Annotated in this window: 17 protein-coding genes; 10 read left to right on the top strand and 7 right to left on the bottom strand. The window is 69.7% G+C overall.

What is annotated here, in order from left to right; translation table 11 throughout:
* Positions 1–60 precede the first annotated feature (60 nt).
* The 7 genes from P9K36_RS21165 to P9K36_RS21135 all read left to right on the top strand — a co-directional run bounded on the left by P9K36_RS21165 (position 61) and on the right by P9K36_RS21135 (position 9,238).
* Positions 61–1,002 carry a D-2-hydroxyacid dehydrogenase gene (locus P9K36_RS21165; protein ID WP_278305943.1) on the top strand — a complete coding sequence of 314 codons (942 nt, stop codon included), beginning with the start codon at positions 61–63 and terminating at the stop codon, positions 1,000–1,002.
* Positions 1,003–1,236: 234 nt separating this feature from the next.
* Positions 1,237–2,100 (top strand): NADP-dependent methylenetetrahydromethanopterin/methylenetetrahydrofolate dehydrogenase, encoded by an 864-nt coding sequence (locus tag P9K36_RS21160; protein WP_043381233.1) that lies wholly within the window; start codon positions 1,237–1,239, stop codon positions 2,098–2,100.
* Positions 2,101–2,114: 14 nt separating this feature from the next.
* On the top strand, positions 2,115–2,759 hold the full coding sequence (gene fchA, locus P9K36_RS21155) for a methenyltetrahydrofolate cyclohydrolase (RefSeq protein WP_043355701.1): 645 nt from the start codon (positions 2,115–2,117) through the stop codon (positions 2,757–2,759).
* 237 nt (positions 2,760–2,996) lie between these two features.
* On the top strand, positions 2,997–4,175 hold the full coding sequence (locus P9K36_RS21150) for a malate--CoA ligase subunit beta (RefSeq protein ID WP_043355699.1): 1,179 nt from the start codon (positions 2,997–2,999) through the stop codon (positions 4,173–4,175).
* A gap of 15 nt (positions 4,176–4,190) precedes the next feature.
* Positions 4,191–5,081, top strand: coding sequence for a succinate--CoA ligase subunit alpha (gene sucD, locus P9K36_RS21145; RefSeq protein ID WP_043355698.1), 891 nt, complete (start codon positions 4,191–4,193; stop codon positions 5,079–5,081).
* Positions 5,082–5,368: 287 nt separating this feature from the next.
* Complete coding sequence (locus P9K36_RS21140) at positions 5,369–8,119, top strand: phosphoenolpyruvate carboxylase (protein WP_278305942.1); 2,751 nt, start codon at positions 5,369–5,371, stop codon at positions 8,117–8,119.
* Positions 8,120–8,266: 147 nt separating this feature from the next.
* Entirely contained in the window at positions 8,267–9,238 is a 972-nt protein-coding gene (locus tag P9K36_RS21135; protein ID WP_043355694.1) for a CoA ester lyase, read from the top strand.
* 204 nt (positions 9,239–9,442) lie between these two features.
* Here the strand turns inward: P9K36_RS21135 and P9K36_RS21130 are convergent, their stop codons facing one another.
* The 4 genes from P9K36_RS21130 to P9K36_RS21115 all read right to left on the bottom strand — a co-directional run bounded on the left by P9K36_RS21130 (position 9,443) and on the right by P9K36_RS21115 (position 12,112).
* Positions 9,443–10,294, bottom strand: coding sequence for a galactosyltransferase-related protein (locus tag P9K36_RS21130; RefSeq protein ID WP_043381225.1), 852 nt, complete (start codon positions 10,292–10,294; stop codon positions 9,443–9,445).
* Entirely contained in the window at positions 10,291–10,884 is a 594-nt protein-coding gene (locus P9K36_RS21125) for an SAM-dependent methyltransferase (protein ID WP_043355974.1), read from the bottom strand. Before P9K36_RS21125 ends, P9K36_RS21130 begins: the two co-directional genes overlap by 4 nt.
* Positions 10,881–11,618, bottom strand: coding sequence for a PIG-L family deacetylase (locus P9K36_RS21120; protein WP_043381221.1), 738 nt, complete (start codon positions 11,616–11,618; stop codon positions 10,881–10,883). Before P9K36_RS21120 ends, P9K36_RS21125 begins: the two co-directional genes overlap by 4 nt.
* A 170-nt stretch (positions 11,619–11,788) precedes the next feature.
* A complete protein-coding gene (locus P9K36_RS21115; RefSeq protein WP_278305941.1) occupies positions 11,789–12,112 on the bottom strand; it encodes a helix-turn-helix domain-containing protein in 324 nt (107 codons plus the stop codon).
* A gap of 221 nt (positions 12,113–12,333) precedes the next feature.
* On the opposite strand from P9K36_RS21115, the gene P9K36_RS21110 reads away from it, so the two are divergent.
* Positions 12,334–12,849 (top strand): META domain-containing protein, encoded by a 516-nt coding sequence (locus tag P9K36_RS21110; RefSeq protein WP_043381219.1) that lies wholly within the window; start codon positions 12,334–12,336, stop codon positions 12,847–12,849.
* A 604-nt stretch (positions 12,850–13,453) separates the two neighbouring features.
* On the opposite strand, the gene P9K36_RS21105 is transcribed toward P9K36_RS21110, so the two are convergent.
* Positions 13,454–13,732, bottom strand: a complete 279-nt coding sequence (locus P9K36_RS21105) for a hypothetical protein (protein ID WP_278305940.1) — start codon at positions 13,730–13,732, stop codon at positions 13,454–13,456.
* 157 nt (positions 13,733–13,889) lie between these two features.
* Here P9K36_RS21105 and P9K36_RS21100 point away from each other — a divergent pair, with 157 nt between their 5' ends.
* The gene (locus P9K36_RS21100; RefSeq protein WP_182592839.1) at positions 13,890–14,423 is read left to right on the top strand and encodes a gamma carbonic anhydrase family protein; all 534 of its coding nucleotides are present in this window, start codon (positions 13,890–13,892) and stop codon (positions 14,421–14,423) included.
* A 39-nt stretch (positions 14,424–14,462) separates the two neighbouring features.
* Here the strand turns inward: P9K36_RS21100 and ppa are convergent, their stop codons facing one another.
* Complete coding sequence (gene ppa, locus P9K36_RS21095) at positions 14,463–14,996, bottom strand: inorganic diphosphatase (RefSeq protein ID WP_043347104.1); 534 nt, start codon at positions 14,994–14,996, stop codon at positions 14,463–14,465.
* Positions 14,997–15,107: 111 nt separating this feature from the next.
* Positions 15,108–15,614, bottom strand: coding sequence for a GNAT family N-acetyltransferase (locus tag P9K36_RS21090; protein ID WP_043347102.1), 507 nt, complete (start codon positions 15,612–15,614; stop codon positions 15,108–15,110).
* Positions 15,615–15,837: 223 nt separating this feature from the next.
* Here P9K36_RS21090 and P9K36_RS21085 point away from each other — a divergent pair, with 223 nt between their 5' ends.
* Positions 15,838–16,563 carry a tyrosine-protein phosphatase gene (locus P9K36_RS21085; protein ID WP_043381213.1) on the top strand — a complete coding sequence of 242 codons (726 nt, stop codon included), beginning with the start codon at positions 15,838–15,840 and terminating at the stop codon, positions 16,561–16,563.

The following is a 16,563-nucleotide window of genomic DNA, read 5'->3' as shown; positions in this document are numbered from 1 at the left end:
CCGACGCGCAAGTAAGAACAAGACTATCGAGGAAACTGCCCGTCGTACGAGAGGGGTCCTATGACCAAGAAGATCGTGTTCCTGGATCGTGAATCCCTCGATGCCAGGGTCCGACCGTTCAACTTCCCGCACGAATACGTCGAGCACGACTCGACCTGGACGCCGGAAGAGATCGTCTCCCGCCTCCAGGGGGCGGAGATCGCGCTGATCAACAAGGTCCCGATGCGGGCCGAGACGCTGAAGCAGCTCCCCGACCTGAAGCTGATCGCCGTCGCCGCCACCGGCACCGACGTGGTCGACAAGGCCGCGGCCAAGGCGCAGGGCATCACCGTCGTCAACATCCGCAACTACGCCTTCAACACCGTGCCGGAGCATGTGGTCGGGCTGATGTTCGCCCTGCGCCGGGCGATCGTGCCCTACGCGAACTCGGTGAAGCGGGGCGACTGGGCGAAGTCCAAGCAGTTCTGCTACTTCGACTACCCGATCTACGACATCGCCGGCTCGACGCTGGGCATCGTCGGCTACGGGGCGCTCGGCAAGTCGATCGCCAAGCGCGCCGAGGCGCTCGGCATGACGGTCATCGCCTACGACGTGTTCCCGCAGGAGGGGCTCGTCGATTTCGAGACGATCCTGACGCAGTCCGACGTGATCACGCTGCACGTGCCGCTGACCCCCGAGACCAAGGGCATGATCGGCGCGGCCGAGTTCAAGAAGATGAAGAAGAGCGCCATCCTCATCAACACGGCCCGCGGCGGGCTCGTGGACGAGGCGGCCCTGCTCGAAGCGCTCAAGGACGGCACCATCGCGGGCGCCGGCTTCGACGTGGTGGCGCAGGAGCCGCCCAAGGACGGCAACATCCTGTGCGAGGCCGACCTGCCGAACCTGATCGTCACGCCGCACGTGGCCTGGGCGAGCAAGGAGGCGATGCAGATCCTGGCCGACCAGCTCGTCGACAACGTCGAGGCGTTCGTGGCGGGCAAGCCGCAGAACGTGGTCGAGTAGGCACGACAGGCCCCCTCTCCCGTGCGGGAGAGGGTTGGGGTGAGGGAGGAGAACTCTCCGGATGAGGCACGCCCCTCACCCTGTCCCTCTCCCGCACGGGAGAGGGGGCCCGCGCCTCGCCCGCTATGCCATCTGATAGCTCGGGCGCACGATGACGCGGATGGGTCGCGCGCTGCGACCGCCCTTTGAAAACAAGACGATAGCGCCGCAGGGCGCGACAGAAAGGTCTGAATCGTGACGAAGAAGCTGCTGTTCCTGTTCGACACCGATGCCGTGCCGAACGTGTTCGACACGGTCGTCGGCTACGACGGCGGCGCCGACCACATCGCCGGCTACGGTGGCGTGAACCCCGACAATGTCGGCGCTCTGGTCGACGGCACGATCTACACCCGTGGCGGTTCCGAGAAGAAGTCGACGGCGATCTTCGTCGGCGGCGGCAGCATGGCGGCCGGCGAGGAGCTGTTCACCGCGGTCAAGAAGCGGTTCTTCGGCCCGTTCCGCGTCTCGGTCATGCTCGATTCCAACGGCTCCAACACCACGGCCGCCGCGGGCGTCGCGCTGGTGGCGAAGGCCGCAGGCTCGCTCCAGGGCAAGAAGGCCGTCGTGCTGGCCGGCACCGGCCCGGTCGGCATGCGCTCGGCCGCGCTGCTCGCCGGCGAGGGCGCCGAGGTCACCATCGCGGGCCGCGCCCTCGACAAGACCCAGGCTGCCGCGGACCAGATCAACAAGCGCTTCAAGGTCAACGTGAAGGCCGCCGCGACCCCCGACGAGGCCTCCCGCGTGGCCCTCGTGAAGGGCACGAACCTCGTGTTCACGGCCGGCGCCATCGGCGTCGAGCTGCTGCCCGAATCCGCCTGGGCGCAGGAATCGTCCATCGAGTTCGTCGCCGACTACAACGCCCAGCCCCCGACGGGCATCGGCGGCATCGACGTGATGGACAAGGGGAAGGAGCGCAACGGCAAGCAGGCCTTCGGCGCGCTGGGCATCGGCGGGTTGAAGCTCAAGCTGCACCGGGCCTGCGTGGGCCAGCTCTTCGAGAGCACCGACAAGGTGCTCGACGCCGAGGAGATTTATTCGCTCGCCAAGTCGATGGCCTGACGGGAGAAACGCCCATGTCGGACACGCAGCAGGCGCCGGAAAACGCGTCCATCCAGACCTTCCTGACGGAACTCGCCAGCGCCGCCCCGACCCCCGGCGGTGGCGGCGCGGCGGCGATCTCCGGCGCCATGGGCGCGGCTCTGGTGTCGATGGTCTGCAACCTCACCATCGGCAAGAAGAAGTATGTCGAGGTCGAGGCCGAGCTGAAGGAGGTCCTGGCCAAGTCCGAGGGCCTGCGGGTCGTGCTCACCGGCATGATCGGGGAGGACGTCCAGGCCTTCGACGCCGTGATGGGGGCCTACGGCCTGCCCAAGGCCACCGACGACGAGAAGGCGGCCCGCGCGGAGAAAATCCAGGCGGCCCTCAAGACGGCCTGCGACGTGCCGCTCGCCTGCTGCCGGGCGTGCCGCGCGGTGATCGACCTCGCGGCGATCACCGCCGACAAGGGCAACCTCAACGTCGTGTCGGATGCCGGCGTGGCCGTGCTCTCCGCCTATGCCGGACTGCGCAGCGCGGCGCTCAACGTCTACGTGAACGCGAAGGGTCTCGAGGACCGGGACTTCGCCGACGAGCGGCTGAAGGAACTCGAAGACCTTCTGGCCGGGGCCGGGGCCTTGACCGAGAAGGTCTACGAGGTGGTGAAGACCAAAGTGAACTGACGCCCGCGGCGCTTGATCCTGGCGCCGGCAAACCATCGACAGTCGAGGCCGGGTGCATCATGCCCCGGCCTCGTTGTTTTTGAGTATGCCGCAGCGCAGCATCGAATACGATCCGTGCTGCGACCGCGAAAAAGTCGTCGTCAAGCCCGGGATCAAAAAATTTGACGGGCTTATTCCTTCGACTCAACTAAAGTGAAGGGCATCAACGGCGGCAACGAACCGCGGAGGAGGCGCCGAATGGACGTCCACGAGTATCAGGCCAAGGAGCTGCTTGCGAGCTTCGGCGTGGCCGTCCCGAAGGGCGCGATCGCGTTCAGCCCGGATCAGGCGGTCTACGCGGCTACGGAATTGGGCGGATCCTTCTGGGCCGTGAAGGCGCAGATCCACGCGGGTGCCCGCGGAAAGGCCGGCGGCATCAAGCTCTGCCGGACCTATAACGAGGTCCGCGACGCCGCCAAGGATCTCCTCGGCAAGCGCCTCGTCACCCACCAGACCGGCCCCGAGGGTAAGCCGGTCCAGCGGGTCTACGTCGAGACCGCCGACCCGTTCGAGCGTGAGCTCTACCTCGGCTACGTGCTGGACCGGAAGGCCGAGCGCGTGCGCGTCATCGCCAGCCAGCGCGGTGGCATGGACATCGAGGAGATCGCCGCGAACGAGCCCGACGCCCTGATCCAGGTGGTGGTCGAGCCGGCGGTGGGCCTGCAGCAGTTCCAGGCCCGGGAGATCGCCTTCCAGCTCGGTCTCAACATCAAGCAGGTCTCGGCCGCGGTGAAGACGATCATGAACGCCTATCGGGCGTTCCGCGACTGCGACGGCACGATGCTGGAGATCAATCCGCTGGTCGTCACCAAGGACGACCGGGTGCTCGCGCTCGATGCCAAGATGTCCTTCGACGACAACGCGATGTTCCGCCGGCCGGGCATCGCCGACATGCACGACCCCTCGCAGGGCGATCCCCGCGAGGCGCAGGCCGCCGAGCACAACCTCAGCTACATCGGCCTCGAGGGCGAGATCGGCTGCATCGTCAACGGCGCCGGGCTGGCCATGGCCACCATGGACATGATCAAGCACGCGGGCGGCGAGCCGGCGAACTTCCTGGATGTCGGCGGCGGCGCCTCGCCCGAGCGGGTGGCCACGGCCTTCCGGCTGGTCCTGTCGGACCGCAACGTGAAGGCGATCCTCGTCAACATCTTCGCCGGCATCAACCGCTGCGACTGGGTCGCCGAGGGTGTCGTCCAGGCCGCGCGCGAAGTGAAGATCGACGTGCCGCTGGTGGTCCGGCTCGCCGGTACGAACGTGGAGGCGGGCAAGAAGATCCTGGCCGAGAGCGGCCTCGACCTGATCACCGCCGACACCCTGTCGGAGGCGGCCAAGAAGGCGGTCGACGCCTGCGCCACCGCCAAGACGCAGCACTGAAGGGGAGACCGCGCCATGAGCATCCTCATCGACGAGACCACCCCGATCATCGTCCAGGGCATCACGGGCGACAAGGGCACCTTCCACGCCAAGGAGATGCTGGATTACGGCACGAACGTCGTCGGCGGCGTCACTCCGGGCAAGGGCGGCCGCACCCATCTCGGCCTGCCGGTGTTCAACACCGTCAAGGAGGCGGTGGCGGCGACCGGCGCCACCACGTCCATCACCTTCGTGGCGCCCCCCTTCGCGGCCGACGCCATCATGGAGGCGGCCGATGCCGGCCTGCGGCTGGTCTGCTCGATCACGGACGGCATCCCGGCCCAGGACATGATGCGGGTGAAGCGCTACCTGATGCGCTATCCGCGGGATCGCCGCACGATGGTGGTCGGCCCGAACTGTGCCGGCATCATCTCCCCCGGCAAGGCGATGCTCGGCATCATGCCCGGTCACATCTATCTCCCCGGCAATGTCGGGGTGATCTCCCGCTCGGGGACGCTCGGCTACGAGGCGGCCTCGCAGCTCAAGGAGCTCGGGCTCGGCATCTCCACCTCGGTGGGGATCGGCGGCGATCCGATCAACGGCTCGTCCTTCCTCGACCACCTCGCCCTGTTCGAGACCGATCCGGACACGGACGCGGTGCTGATGATCGGCGAGATCGGCGGCCCGCAGGAGGCCGAGGCGTCGGCCTGGATCCGCGAGAACATGTCGAAGCCGGTGATCGGCTTCGTGGCGGGGCTCACGGCGCCGAAGGGCCGCCGCATGGGCCATGCGGGGGCGATCATCTCGGCTGCCGGCGACAGCGCCGCCGAGAAGGCCGAGATCATGCGCTCCTACGGCCTCACCGTGGCGCCCGATCCGGGTTCCTTCGGCCAGACGGTGGCCGACGTGCTGGCCCGGGCGGCGTAGCCGCAGCCAGCCTGCCGCACAGTCTCAGAATGCGGCGTGGGTCCCCCTCCCGTGCGGGAGAGGGACAGGGTGAGGGATCGGATCCTTCCGGAGAAGGCGCGGTCCATCGGCGTACCGGCGGCGCGCTCGATCCTGAACCATCGCGTTCCTCACCCCGACCCTCTCCCGCACGGGAGAGGGGGCTCGTCGCGCTGGGCACCGGCCGATGCGCGTACCTCCCGAGCCGGCGGTGACGACGCTTCGCGCTGAACATCCTCCAAGAAAACCGCGCGCCACGAGGTGGCCTCATGACCCGCACCCTTCACGCACATCCAGGTCTCGTCGACGCGACAGCCTTCGCGCCGCCGGTGATCGTCGGCACCTCGGCCGAGCAGGCGCTGGACATCCTGTTCCAGGCGCTGCTCGATGTCGCCCGCCGGCACGATCCCGACCTCGAGGCGGTCCTGCACGGCACGGCCGACATCTCGCGCTTCTCGCCGCAGATGCTGGCGCGCGCGCTGCAGGTGCAGGGCATCTGGTTCCAGCTGATCTCCATCGCCGAGCAGAACGCCGCGATGCGCCGCCGCCGGCACGTGGAGCGCACGGAAGGCCGTGCCGCGCTCAGCGGCTCCTTCGCCAAGGTCTTCGCGGATGCCCGCCGGCAGGGCGTGCCCCCGGAGAAGATCCAGGCGCTGCTCAGCGACCTGCGCATCCGCCCGACGCTCACCGCGCACCCCACCGAGGGCAAGCGCGTGACGGTGCTGGAGAAGTTCCGCCGGATCTACCTCGTGCTGCGCGAGCTGGAGATGCCGCGCTGGACCGATCGTGAGCGCAACGGTCTCATGAACGAGCTCCGCGACCAGATCGAGCTGGTCTGGATGACGGGCGAGCTGCACCTGGAGAAGGCGACGGTCGAGCGGGAAGTGGCCTGGGGGCTGCACTTCTTCGACGAGACCCTGTTCGAGATGCTGCCCGAGACCCTGGAGACCCTGCACGAGGCCCTCGCCGAGACCTATCCGGGCACGGACTTCAAGGTGCCGCCATTCTTCCAGTTCGGCTCGTGGATCGGCGGCGACCGGGACGGCAACCCCTACGTCACGGCCGCGGTCACCCGGCAGACCCTGCACCGCAACGCCCTGGCCTCGCTCACCCGCTATCGCGACGGCGTGCGGGAACTGGGCCGGACCCTCTCGCTCACCGAGCGCTCGCTGCCGCTGCCCGAAAGCTTTCACGCGGAACTCGAACGGCAGCTCGCCGAGAGCGGCCAGGCCCGCGCCATCACCCGGCGCAACCCGGGCGAGCCTTATCGCCAGTATCTCTCCTGCGTCCTGCGCAAGATCGAGGCGACGATCGCCCGCAACGAAGGTGAGCACCCGTCCGGTCCCGACTACGCCAGCGCCGACGGCCTGATCGAGGATCTGCGCACCCTGGAGCGCGGCCTGACGGAGGCCAAGTGCGGGGCGCTGGCGCGGGATCTCGTCCGCCCTGTCCGGCGCATGGTGGAGATCTTCCGCTTCTCGACGGTCCGGCTCGACCTGCGCGAGAACACCACGCGGACCACCGACACGCTCCACGCCCTCTGGCGCCAGCGCAACGGCGACGGCGAGCCGCCGGCCCTCGGTTCGACCGCGTGGCGCCAGTGGCTCGATACCGAACTCGCCCGGCCCCGTGATCCCGAGCGGTCCTTCGAGGACCTGCCCGACGCCGCCCGGGAGACCCTCGCCACCTTCGCCCTCGTCGCCGAGATGCGCGAGGCCCTCGACCGGGAGGCGTTCGGCGCCTTCGTGCTGTCGATGACTCGCTCGGTGGATGACGTCCTCGGCGCCTACCTGCTGGCCAAGGAGGCGGGGGTGTTCCTCGACGCGGCCGGGACGGAGATCTGCCCGCTGCCGATCGTGCCCCTGTTCGAGACCATCGACGACCTGCGTGCCGCCCCGGCGATCATGCGGGCGCTGCTCGGCGTGCCGGTGGTGCGCCGCTCAACCCGCTGGCAGGGCGGGGTGCAGGAGGTGATGATCGGCTATTCCGACTCCAACAAGGACGGCGGCTTCGTCGCCGCCAACTGGGAGCTCTACAAGGCGCAGAGCAAGCTGACCCGGCTCGGCGAGGAACTCGGTGTCGGCATCGCCTTCTTCCACGGGCGCGGCGGCTCGGTGAGCCGCGGCGGCGTGCCGACCCATCGCGGCATCATGGCCCAGCCGCCGGGCTCGATCCGCGGCCGGTTCCGCACCACCGAGCAGGGCGAGGTCGTCTCGTTCAAGTACGCCAACCGCGGCACCGCCGCCTACCAGATGGAGCTGCTCGCCGCCTCGGTGTTCGAGCACGCGCTCGCCGGCGACGGCGAGCGGGCGGGCCCCGGCCACGACGACGCCCTGGAGGCGCTGGCCGGGGCGTCCCGGGCGGCCTACGTCCAGCTGCTCCAGACCGACGGCCTCGTCGATTACTTCCAGGCCGCGAGCCCGCTGGACGAGATCGCGCTCCTCAACATCGGCTCGCGGCCGGCCCGCCGGTTCGGCGCCCGCTCGCTCTCGGACCTGCGGGCGATCCCCTGGGTATTCGCGTGGTCGCAGAACCGGCACGTGATCACCGGCTGGTACGGGGTCGGGTCCGGGCTTGCGAGCTTCATCGACGTGCGCGGCCGCGACGGCGAGGCGACCCTCAAGCGGCTGTTCAACGAATCCCGCATCCTCCGCCTCGTCCTCGACGAGGTCGAGAAGACGCTGATGATGGTCGATCTCGACATCGCCCGCGCCTATGCGGGCCTCGTCCCGGATGCGGCGATCCGGGACCGGATCTTCTCGATGATCGAGGCCGAATACGCGCTGACCCGGGAGATGGTGCTGCGGGTGAGCGGCGGCGCGGATCTCGCCGAGCGCTTCCCCCTGTTCCGGGATCGCCTGAAGGGGCGGCTTCCGACCATCAACCAGGTCAGCCGCGAGCAGGTGGAACTGCTCGCCCGCTACCGCGCCGAGACCGACGAGGACCGGCGCGAGGCGGTGAAGTCGGCCCTGCTCCTGTCCATCAACTGCATCGCGGTCGGCTTCGGGGCGACCGGGTGAGGCGGTGCGGGCCTCGCACGTTGAGGGATCGGATCGAAACGCGCCTGCGCGCCCTGTCAGGCAGCCCAGTGCGCGCCATTTGCCGCCGGTGAACGGGGTCCAGCCCCGCAACGGCATCAGAACCGTCACCAGGAGAGAGAATCCAAGATGAGCTTCACCCTGATCCAGCAGGCCAAGCCGCGCCTGCACCGGTCCGAACTCGCGGTCCCCGGTTCCAACCCGACCTTCATGGAGAAGTCGGCGCAGTCGGCCGCCGACGTGATCTTCCTCGACCTCGAGGACGCGGTCGCCCCCGACGACAAGGAGAAGGCCCGCACCAACATCATCCAGGCGCTCAACGACCTGGATTGGGGCAACAAGACCATGATGATCCGCATCAACGGTCTCGACACCCACTACATGTACCGCGATGTGGTCGACATCGTCGAAGCCTGCCCGCGCCTCGACATGGTGCTGATCCCGAAGGTCGGCGTGCCGGCCGACGTCTACGCCATCGACGTGCTGGTCACCCAGATCGAGCAGGCCAAGAAGCGTGACAAGCAGATCGGCTTCGAGGTGCTGATCGAGACCGCGCTCGGCATGGCCAATGTCGAGGCGATCGCCCAGTCGTCGAAGCGCCTGGAGGCGATGTCCTTCGGCGTGGCCGATTACGCCGCCTCGACCCGCGCCCGCTCGACGGTGATCGGCGGCGTGAACCCCGACTTCTCGGTGCTCACCGACAAGGACGAGGCCGGCAATCGCCAGACCCACTGGCAGGATCCGTGGCTGTTCGCTCAGAACCGCATGCTGGTGGCCTGCCGCGCCTACGGCCTGCGCCCGATCGACGGCCCCTTCGGCGATTTCTCGGATCCGGACGGCTACCGCTCGGCGGCCCGCCGCTGCGCCGCCCTCGGCTTCGAAGGGAAGTGGGCGATCCACCCGTCGCAGATCGATCTCGCCAACGAGGTGTTCACCCCCTCGGAAGCCGAGGTCACCAAGGCCCGCCGCATTCTCGAGGCCATGGAAGAGGCCGCCAAGGCCGGCCGCGGCGCCGTGTCCCTGGACGGACGCCTCATCGACATCGCCTCGATCCGCATGGCCGAGGCGCTGATCGAGAAGGCGAACGCCATGAAGGGCTGAGGCCGCCCGAACGGCGCGCCAAGCAGCTGCATGACCGGGGCCGGGCTTGCCGGGCCCCGGGGCAGATCGGAGCGGATCGCGGGCAAGCCCGTGACCGCGTGACAGGTTCGGATGAGGGTTGGAGAAGGCCCCGGAGCGGGTTCACCCCTCACCAGTCTCTTCGGGAGAAGGGACAAACTCTGCGGCGCGGCGGCCGCGACGGCCCTAGAAAGGCCGATCGTCCGGCAGCCGCGCCGCAGCCATCTCGTCCGGCGTCGGGTCGCGATGGATGACGATCCCGTTCGACCGATCCGCCCCGATCAGCCCCAGCCGGGCGAACCCGTCGAGCCAGCCGTCCATCGGCCAGATCCCGTGCCGGTCGTGAAAGCGGGCCGCGTTGGCGACGATGTCGCGGAAATGCTGCAGGGGCGGGTCGTAGCCCGGATGATGCTGGTGGTAGGCCCGGGGGCCTCCCAGGAACAGGATCGGCACCCCCGCCTTCTCCGCCCGGAACGCCAGATCGGTGTCCTCCGCGCCGTAGCCGGAAAAGGTTTCGTCGAACCCGCCGAGGCGGTCATAGGTCTCGGCGCGCACCGCGAAGGCGAGCGACCAGAACAGCCCGGCCTGCGGTGCCGGCGCCACCACGCCTGCGGACGGGAAGGCCCGCACCGGGTGCGGCTGGCCGAACCGCTCCAGATCCGCCGCGCACCATCCATCCGCCACCGCGCCGGCCGGCAGGTAGCCGATCTCGCAGCAGATCAGGCCGTCCTGCTCGGCCACCGCCCGCGACAGGCCCGCGACGAGCCCCGCCGAGGGGATGCAATCGACGTCGAGGAAGATCAGCGTCTCGGCCTGGGCCGCCCGGCGCCCGGCATTGCGCGCCGCCGCGAGGGGCAGGCCGGCATGCGGGAACGCGACGCGCTCCACCGGGAAGGGCAGCGCCGGGTAGGGCGCCTCATCGCCGCCGATCTCGACGACGACGCAGCGATCGGGTGGATCGCCGCGACCGAGACCGTCGAGCAGGCGGGTCAGGTGTGCGCGCCGACCTTTGTTGAGCGTGATGACCGCGATGCTCACGAGGCGGCTCCGGCGCGCAGGACATCGATCCGATAATCGGGGGTCCGCGACTGACTCAGGACCTGGGCGAAGGCGGCGGAGAGGCGGATGAAGCCATCGGCGGCACCATCGCCCGAAAGCGGGTAATCGGTCTCGCCCAGCCAGTGCACCAGAACGATGTCCCCGCCGGGCGCGATCGTCTCGCCGGCCCGGCGTACGAGCTCGGCGAAATCCGGCGGGGCCAGGAAGTACAGGAACTCGGAGAGGACGATCAGGTCGAAGGGCCCGGTCGGCCAGTCCGCCGGCATGGTCCCCTGCCGGATCTCGACATGGGGACGATCCGCGCATCGCGCCCGGGCGGCCTCCGCGGCGGCCGGGACGAGATCGGTGGCGAGGAGCCGGGCGCAGCGTTCCGAGAGGGCGCGGGTGAAGACGCCGATCGAGCAGGCCGGCTCGAAGGCGGACCGGTAGCGCGGCTGGGGAAGGGCCGCGAGCGTCGCCGCGTATTTCTCGCGTTCGTAGGGCGAGGAAGTGAAATGCCAGGGATCCGGGTCGCTGGCGTAGATGCCGCGGAAGTAATCCTCCGGCAGGGTCTGGGTCCGCCGGGTCATGCGGGGATCGCGACGAAGCGCTCGTAGGGACCGCAGAGCCGGTCGATCATGGCGGGCTCGAGCCGGAAGCCCTGGGGATCGTCCGCGATCAGGTCGGTGGTCTGCGATTCGTGCGCCGCCACGGCCCGCGCCTTGGTCTCGCGATAGGCGGAGACGTCGAGGCGCAGGCCGGTCGGGCTTGGGCCGACCTCGGTCTCGGGCGGTAGGGTCCAGCCCCAGACGGGATACTCATAGACCCGGACTCCCGGCATCTGCGGTCGGGCGCGGGCGACGATCGCGGCGGCCGCCTTGTGATCACAATGGGGATCGTGGCGCCACGTGACGAAGACCGCGCCGGCCCCGATCGCCGCGGCCGCGCGGGCCACGGCCGCCGCAGCCGCGTCGGCCTCCGGCCCGTCGCTCGGGACATGGGCGTCGGGCAGGCGCAGGAAGGTCACGTCCCCGGATCCGAGGCCGAGCACCGCTCCGGCCCGCTGCGTCTCCGCCTCGCGCAGGGCGCGCAGCTTCTCCGGCGGATAGAGGCGGGACTGCGTGTGCGAGCCGCATCCGTCGCTGACCACGACGAGGTGAACGGGCCGCCCGGACGCCCGGGCGGCTGCGATCAGGCCGCCGCATCCGAGGCTCTCGTCATCGGGGTGGGGCGCGACGACCACCAGCCCCCGGCTCCCCAGGAGGGCATCGAGGCTCGCCAGGGGCAACGCGTCGGCGGCGGCCAGAAAGGTGTCGGCGCGCATCACTGGCCTCCGGTCCGTTCGAAGACAGGACGCCGGTCGCGCGGCGACGGGCTGCTGACGAGATCGATCACGGGACGCTCCAAGGACGGTGCGCGGGTTCGGGCGTCCCTGGTTCTCGGATCCTGCGCCTGAACACGCCATGAGCGGCGCGTTCCGGAGTTCCGCGGGCGTTACCGATCGTTCTCGGTGGTGAGTGCGTCGGCGCGGGTGCCCTCGTCGACGCCCGGTCCGGCCGCCAGATGGACGCCGAGGGTCGGAGCGTCGGTGAACACCGCGCCGGCTGCGCTGAGGGCGCTCCGCAGGGCCTCGATCTGCCCGCTCGGCGGGTCGCTGTAGCCGCCCTCGAAATCCCGCACGAACTGCTCGTCCAGGCCCACTTTGCCCGCGAGATCGGCCTGCGACCAGCCGAGCAGCCCACGGGCCGCCCGCGACTGCGCGGGGCTCATGATGGGCGCTTGCGTTCCGCTCTGTGCGCCCTCGTCCGATCCTGCCACGCTCACTCTCCTCCTCGGCGATCATCAACAACGATTACGGTCGCGGATCGTTTCCGGGCACATCCGGTCGGAGCGCGACCATAATTGTGCTGAAATCCTGTCGCATCCGCCAAGGCGCAAGGATTCGGAGCGGTCTCTCGCGGGGCCGTGCTGCGCGGCCGGCGTGGCGCCTCCGGACCGGGACAACCTGCGCGCGGTGCGCGCGACATGGGGACTGGACGATGAGAGGGGTGCTGATCGCGAGCTTGGCCTGTGCCGTGCTGGCCATGGACCTATCCGCGGTGACGCAGGCGCAGGCCCAGATGGGCGGTTCGCCGACGGGCTTCGGCCGAGGCAATCGCCGCCCCGGCGGCGAAGAGGAGAAGAAGCCCCAGTACGTGCCGGGGACCAAGGCCAGCGAGAAGATCTTCCCGCTCGATTCGACCTGGACCGCCGTGAGCCTCAACGGAAAGCCCTTCACGGGTGGCGACCGGCCGAGCTTCATCATCGACAAGCAGTACCGCGCCCGCGGCTACGGCGGTTGCAACACCTTCGCGGCGACCGCATTCCCGCTCAAGGAGCAGCACATCGCCGTGGGCCCGCTCGCACTCACCAAGAAGAGCTGCGACAAGGGCCTCGCCGCCGCCGAGCAGGCGTTCTTCATCGCCCTGCGCACCTCGGCGGTGTGGGACTTAGTCGGCTCGCAGCTCGTGCTCAAGAGCCCGAACGGCGAGCTGAAGTTCGACCGCGCCCTTTAAGGAGCGGTTCACCACGCCGCATGATGGCGGCCGCCGATTCAGACGGCCTTGAGGGGCGCCGGGGCTCATTCCTCGTGTATCGAGGAGGCCACGGATGCCAGTCGGAATCGGGATCGGACGCGGGGACCCCTCGCGTCCCGCGGTGACGCGGAGCCTCCGTTTCACGGGGCCCGCGGGGTTTCATCCCGGCGCCCTATGGCTCGCCACCGCCGTGCCGGCTGTGGCGACGCTGCTCCTTCTCGCGCGGCTGGCTTCCTGACGGACAGCGCTGGCGGCGTCTTACCGGGACGCCGTCCTGTCCCCGGGCCGTTCGCCCTCGGCATGTCCGCGCGGTTCGGAACGATCCTGCGCTTGCGCCGTTACGGGCGGAAACAGCGAGGCCAAGCCCGCGGCGACACCATATAGAATTGGATCGGCGTTCAGGCCGCCCTCGGGCGGGTGAAGATTGCTTGTCAGCAGAGTGCGACGGCGGGCCTCGCGCGCGTTCACGAGCATCTGTGCGCGTCCCCGTTGTTCAACTGTCCGAGACCGGTCAATGCCGCGCTCCGCGTTTCGTTGCCGCAGCGGGCGGAATTTTCTCCCGGAGACCGGACGCGACGGAAACTCAGCCCCGGCGCCGGAGACCTATCGCCGGTTGGACGTCGGGCGGCCGGCAGACGCTCGGCACGACATCGATGATCGACGCGCTCGGGCAGCGCGCCCGGCAGCCCTGGGCCGCGGCGATCTGGTCGCCGCCGCAGGCAGCGGCGAAGCAGAAGGTCGCGAGATCCTCGCAGGTCGCCCGGAACCGGCCCAGGGGCGACCGCTCCCGCAGGTCCGCCGCCCCCGCCCCCTGCGTCAGCAGGATCACCGTCAGACCGATCAGAGCCGGGAATCGCGCCATCTCTGTTTCCCGTCCAGGTCGAGGCTGCTTGCGGAACCAGCCTAGCATTGGCAGCCTGGACGCGCCGTACCATTCCCGCGACAGGCGATGCGCGTCATCCGTCGCGATCCCGGCCGCATCGCGCGGCCGTTAAGCCCGATCCCCACGAAAGGCCGCCATGCCGCTCTACGCCCTCGACGATCACGTCCCCGACCTCGCCGACCCCGCCCGGGTCTGGATCGCGCCCGACGCGCAGGTGGTCGGCCGCGTGCATCTCGGCCTCGATGTCGGCATCTGGTTCGGCGCGGCTCTGCGCGGCGACAACGAGCCGATCCGCATCGGCGATCGCACCAATGTCCAGGAGGGCGTGATCATGCACGTCGATCCCGGGTTTCCCCTCGTCATCGGCAGCGACGTCACGGTCGGCCACGGCGCGATCGTGCACGGCTGCACCATCGGCGACGGCAGCCTCGTCGGCATGGGGGCGACGGTCCTGAACGGCGCCCGGATCGGCCGCGGCTGCCTCATCGGCGCCAACGCGCTGGTCACCGAGGGCAAGGAATTCCCGGATCACAGCCTGATCGTCGGGGCGCCGGCCAAGGCCGTGCGCACCCTCGACGAGGCCGCGGTCGAGGGGCTGCGGCAGGCCGCCCTGCGCTACGTGGAGAATGCCCGGCGCTACAAGGTCGGGCTGCGCCGCATCGACGGCTGAGGGACATGGGCCGCTCCCGGGCGGGAGCGGCCGGCCCGCTTACTTCTTGGCCTTGGCGCGCTCGATCGCTTCCTCGATCAGCCGGTGGGCCTCTTCCTTGTCGCCCCAGCGGACGAACTTGACCCACTTGCCGGGTTCCAGATCCTTGTAGTGCTCGAAGAAGTGCTGGATCTGCTGGATCGTGATCTCGGGCAGGTCGGTGTAGTTCTCGACCCGGTCGTACCGCTTGGTCAGGTGGCGCGAGGGCACCGCGATGATCTTCTCGTCTTCGCCGCCCTCGTCCTGCATCACCATCACGCCCACGGGACGCGCGCTGATGATCGCGCCCGGCAGCACGGCGCGGGTGTTGGCCACCAGCACGTCACAGGGATCGCCGTCGCCCGACAGGGTGTGGGGGATGAAGCCGTAATTCCCCGGATAGAACATCGGGGTGTAGAGGAACCGGTCGACGACCAGCGCGCCGGATTCCTTGTCCATCTCGTACTTGATCGGTTCGCCGCCGAGCGGCACCTCGACGATCACGTTGACGTCGTGCGGCGGCTTCTTGCCGAGCGGGATGGCGTCGATCTTCATGGCGTGTCGCTTCCGGAATGCGGTCTCGTCCGCTTCCCGGATCTCTTAGTGGCGCCGCTTGGCAAAGCAAATCGGCCGATGGTGCGGCCCGGCAACGAGCGCTGGAAAACGTTAGCCGAACAGGAAGCCCACCTTGGGGAGCGGGATGCCCGCCACGCGGTCCAGCGCCCGCGGGCCGGCGACGCCGCCGAGCCCCTCGTAGAAGGCGCCGGCGCGGACATTGTCCTCCAGGCTCCACACGCCCAGCCGCGTGAGGCCGTGATCCGCGAGGTCGTTGCGCACCGCCCGGAACAGGCGCCGGCCGAGGCCGACGCCTTGATACTCCGGCAACAGGTAGAGTTCGTCGATCTCGGCCTCGGTGCCGAGCGCCCGGCTGCGCGTCCGTCCGTAGGCCGCGTAGCCGACGACGAGTTCGCCCGTCTCCACCACCGCGATCGGCCGGCCGCGGCGCAGGGCGCTCTGCCACCAGGCCCTGTCCCGGGTCGAGATCACCCGCTCCAGGGCGACGCCCGGGATGATGCCGCGATAGGCCTCGCGCCAGGAGGCATCGAACACCTTGGACAAGCCGCCGAGATCGGCCTCGCGGGCCCGGCGGATGCTCGTGGTGCGCGTGCTCATGGGCTTCGGGCCTCCCGTCGTCCGACCGGCGGATAACCCGCGCGGCCCGCGCAGGTTCGATGCCGATCCAGGCGGAGTGAAGGCAAGAATGGCGCCGCGTCGCGTCGGCCTGCGTGACGTCGCGTGACGTCGCGTGATGCCGGTGCCGGCCCGCCGGCCCGCGAATTGCCGGGCCGGCGGGCGGCTGATAGAGCCCGGGCTCGGTTCCCCCGGCAGCACGGCCTTGTTCAACCGCTTCCTCAAGCCCGAGAGGCGCTACGCGCGCCGCATGGCCCGGATCGCCCGCTTCGAGCGGCCGATCGCCGGCCCCGGCGACCGGCTCATGGCCTGGGCCAGCATGCTGCTGATCGACCACGGCGTCTTCCGCCTCGCCTATCTCAACCGGCACCGCGTCGGCTCCGGCGCCCTCTGGCGCTCGGCCCAGCCCGGCCCCCATCAGCTCGCCCGCTTCCGGGCCGAGGGCGTGCGGACGATCATCTCCCTGCGCGGCGGGCGCGAGCACGGATCCTGGCCGCTGCAGCGCGAGGCCTGCGAGCGCCACGGGCTCAAGCTGGTCGAGTTCGTGCTCCGCTCGCGGGAAGCGCCGGACCGGGCCACCATCCTCGGCGCCAAGGCCTTCTTCGCCGGCATCGAGTACCCGGCGGTGATGCACTGCAAGTCCGGCGCCGACCGGGCCGGCCTCGCCTCGGCCCTCTACCTGATCCTGCACGAGGGGCGCCCGGTGGCGGAGGCCGCCCGGCAGCTCTCCGCCCGCTACGGCCATCTCCGTTTCGCCAAGACCGGCATCCTCGACGCATTCTTCGCCCGGTATCGCATCGAGGGCGAGGCGAGGGGGCTCGACTTCCTGACCTGGGTCGAGACCGTCTACGACCCCGAGGCGCTCAAGCGCGATTTTCGGCCGGGCTTCTGGTCGGATCTGGCGGTGGACCGGGTGCTCCGGCGGGAGTGA

It is taken from the genome of Methylobacterium sp. 391_Methyba4 (assembly GCF_029691625.1).
In the GTDB taxonomy this organism is placed as follows: Bacteria; Pseudomonadota; Alphaproteobacteria; order Rhizobiales; family Beijerinckiaceae; genus Methylobacterium; species Methylobacterium fujisawaense.
Note: the sequence above shows the minus strand (reverse complement) of the source record. Positions and strands in the feature narration are given on the sequence as shown.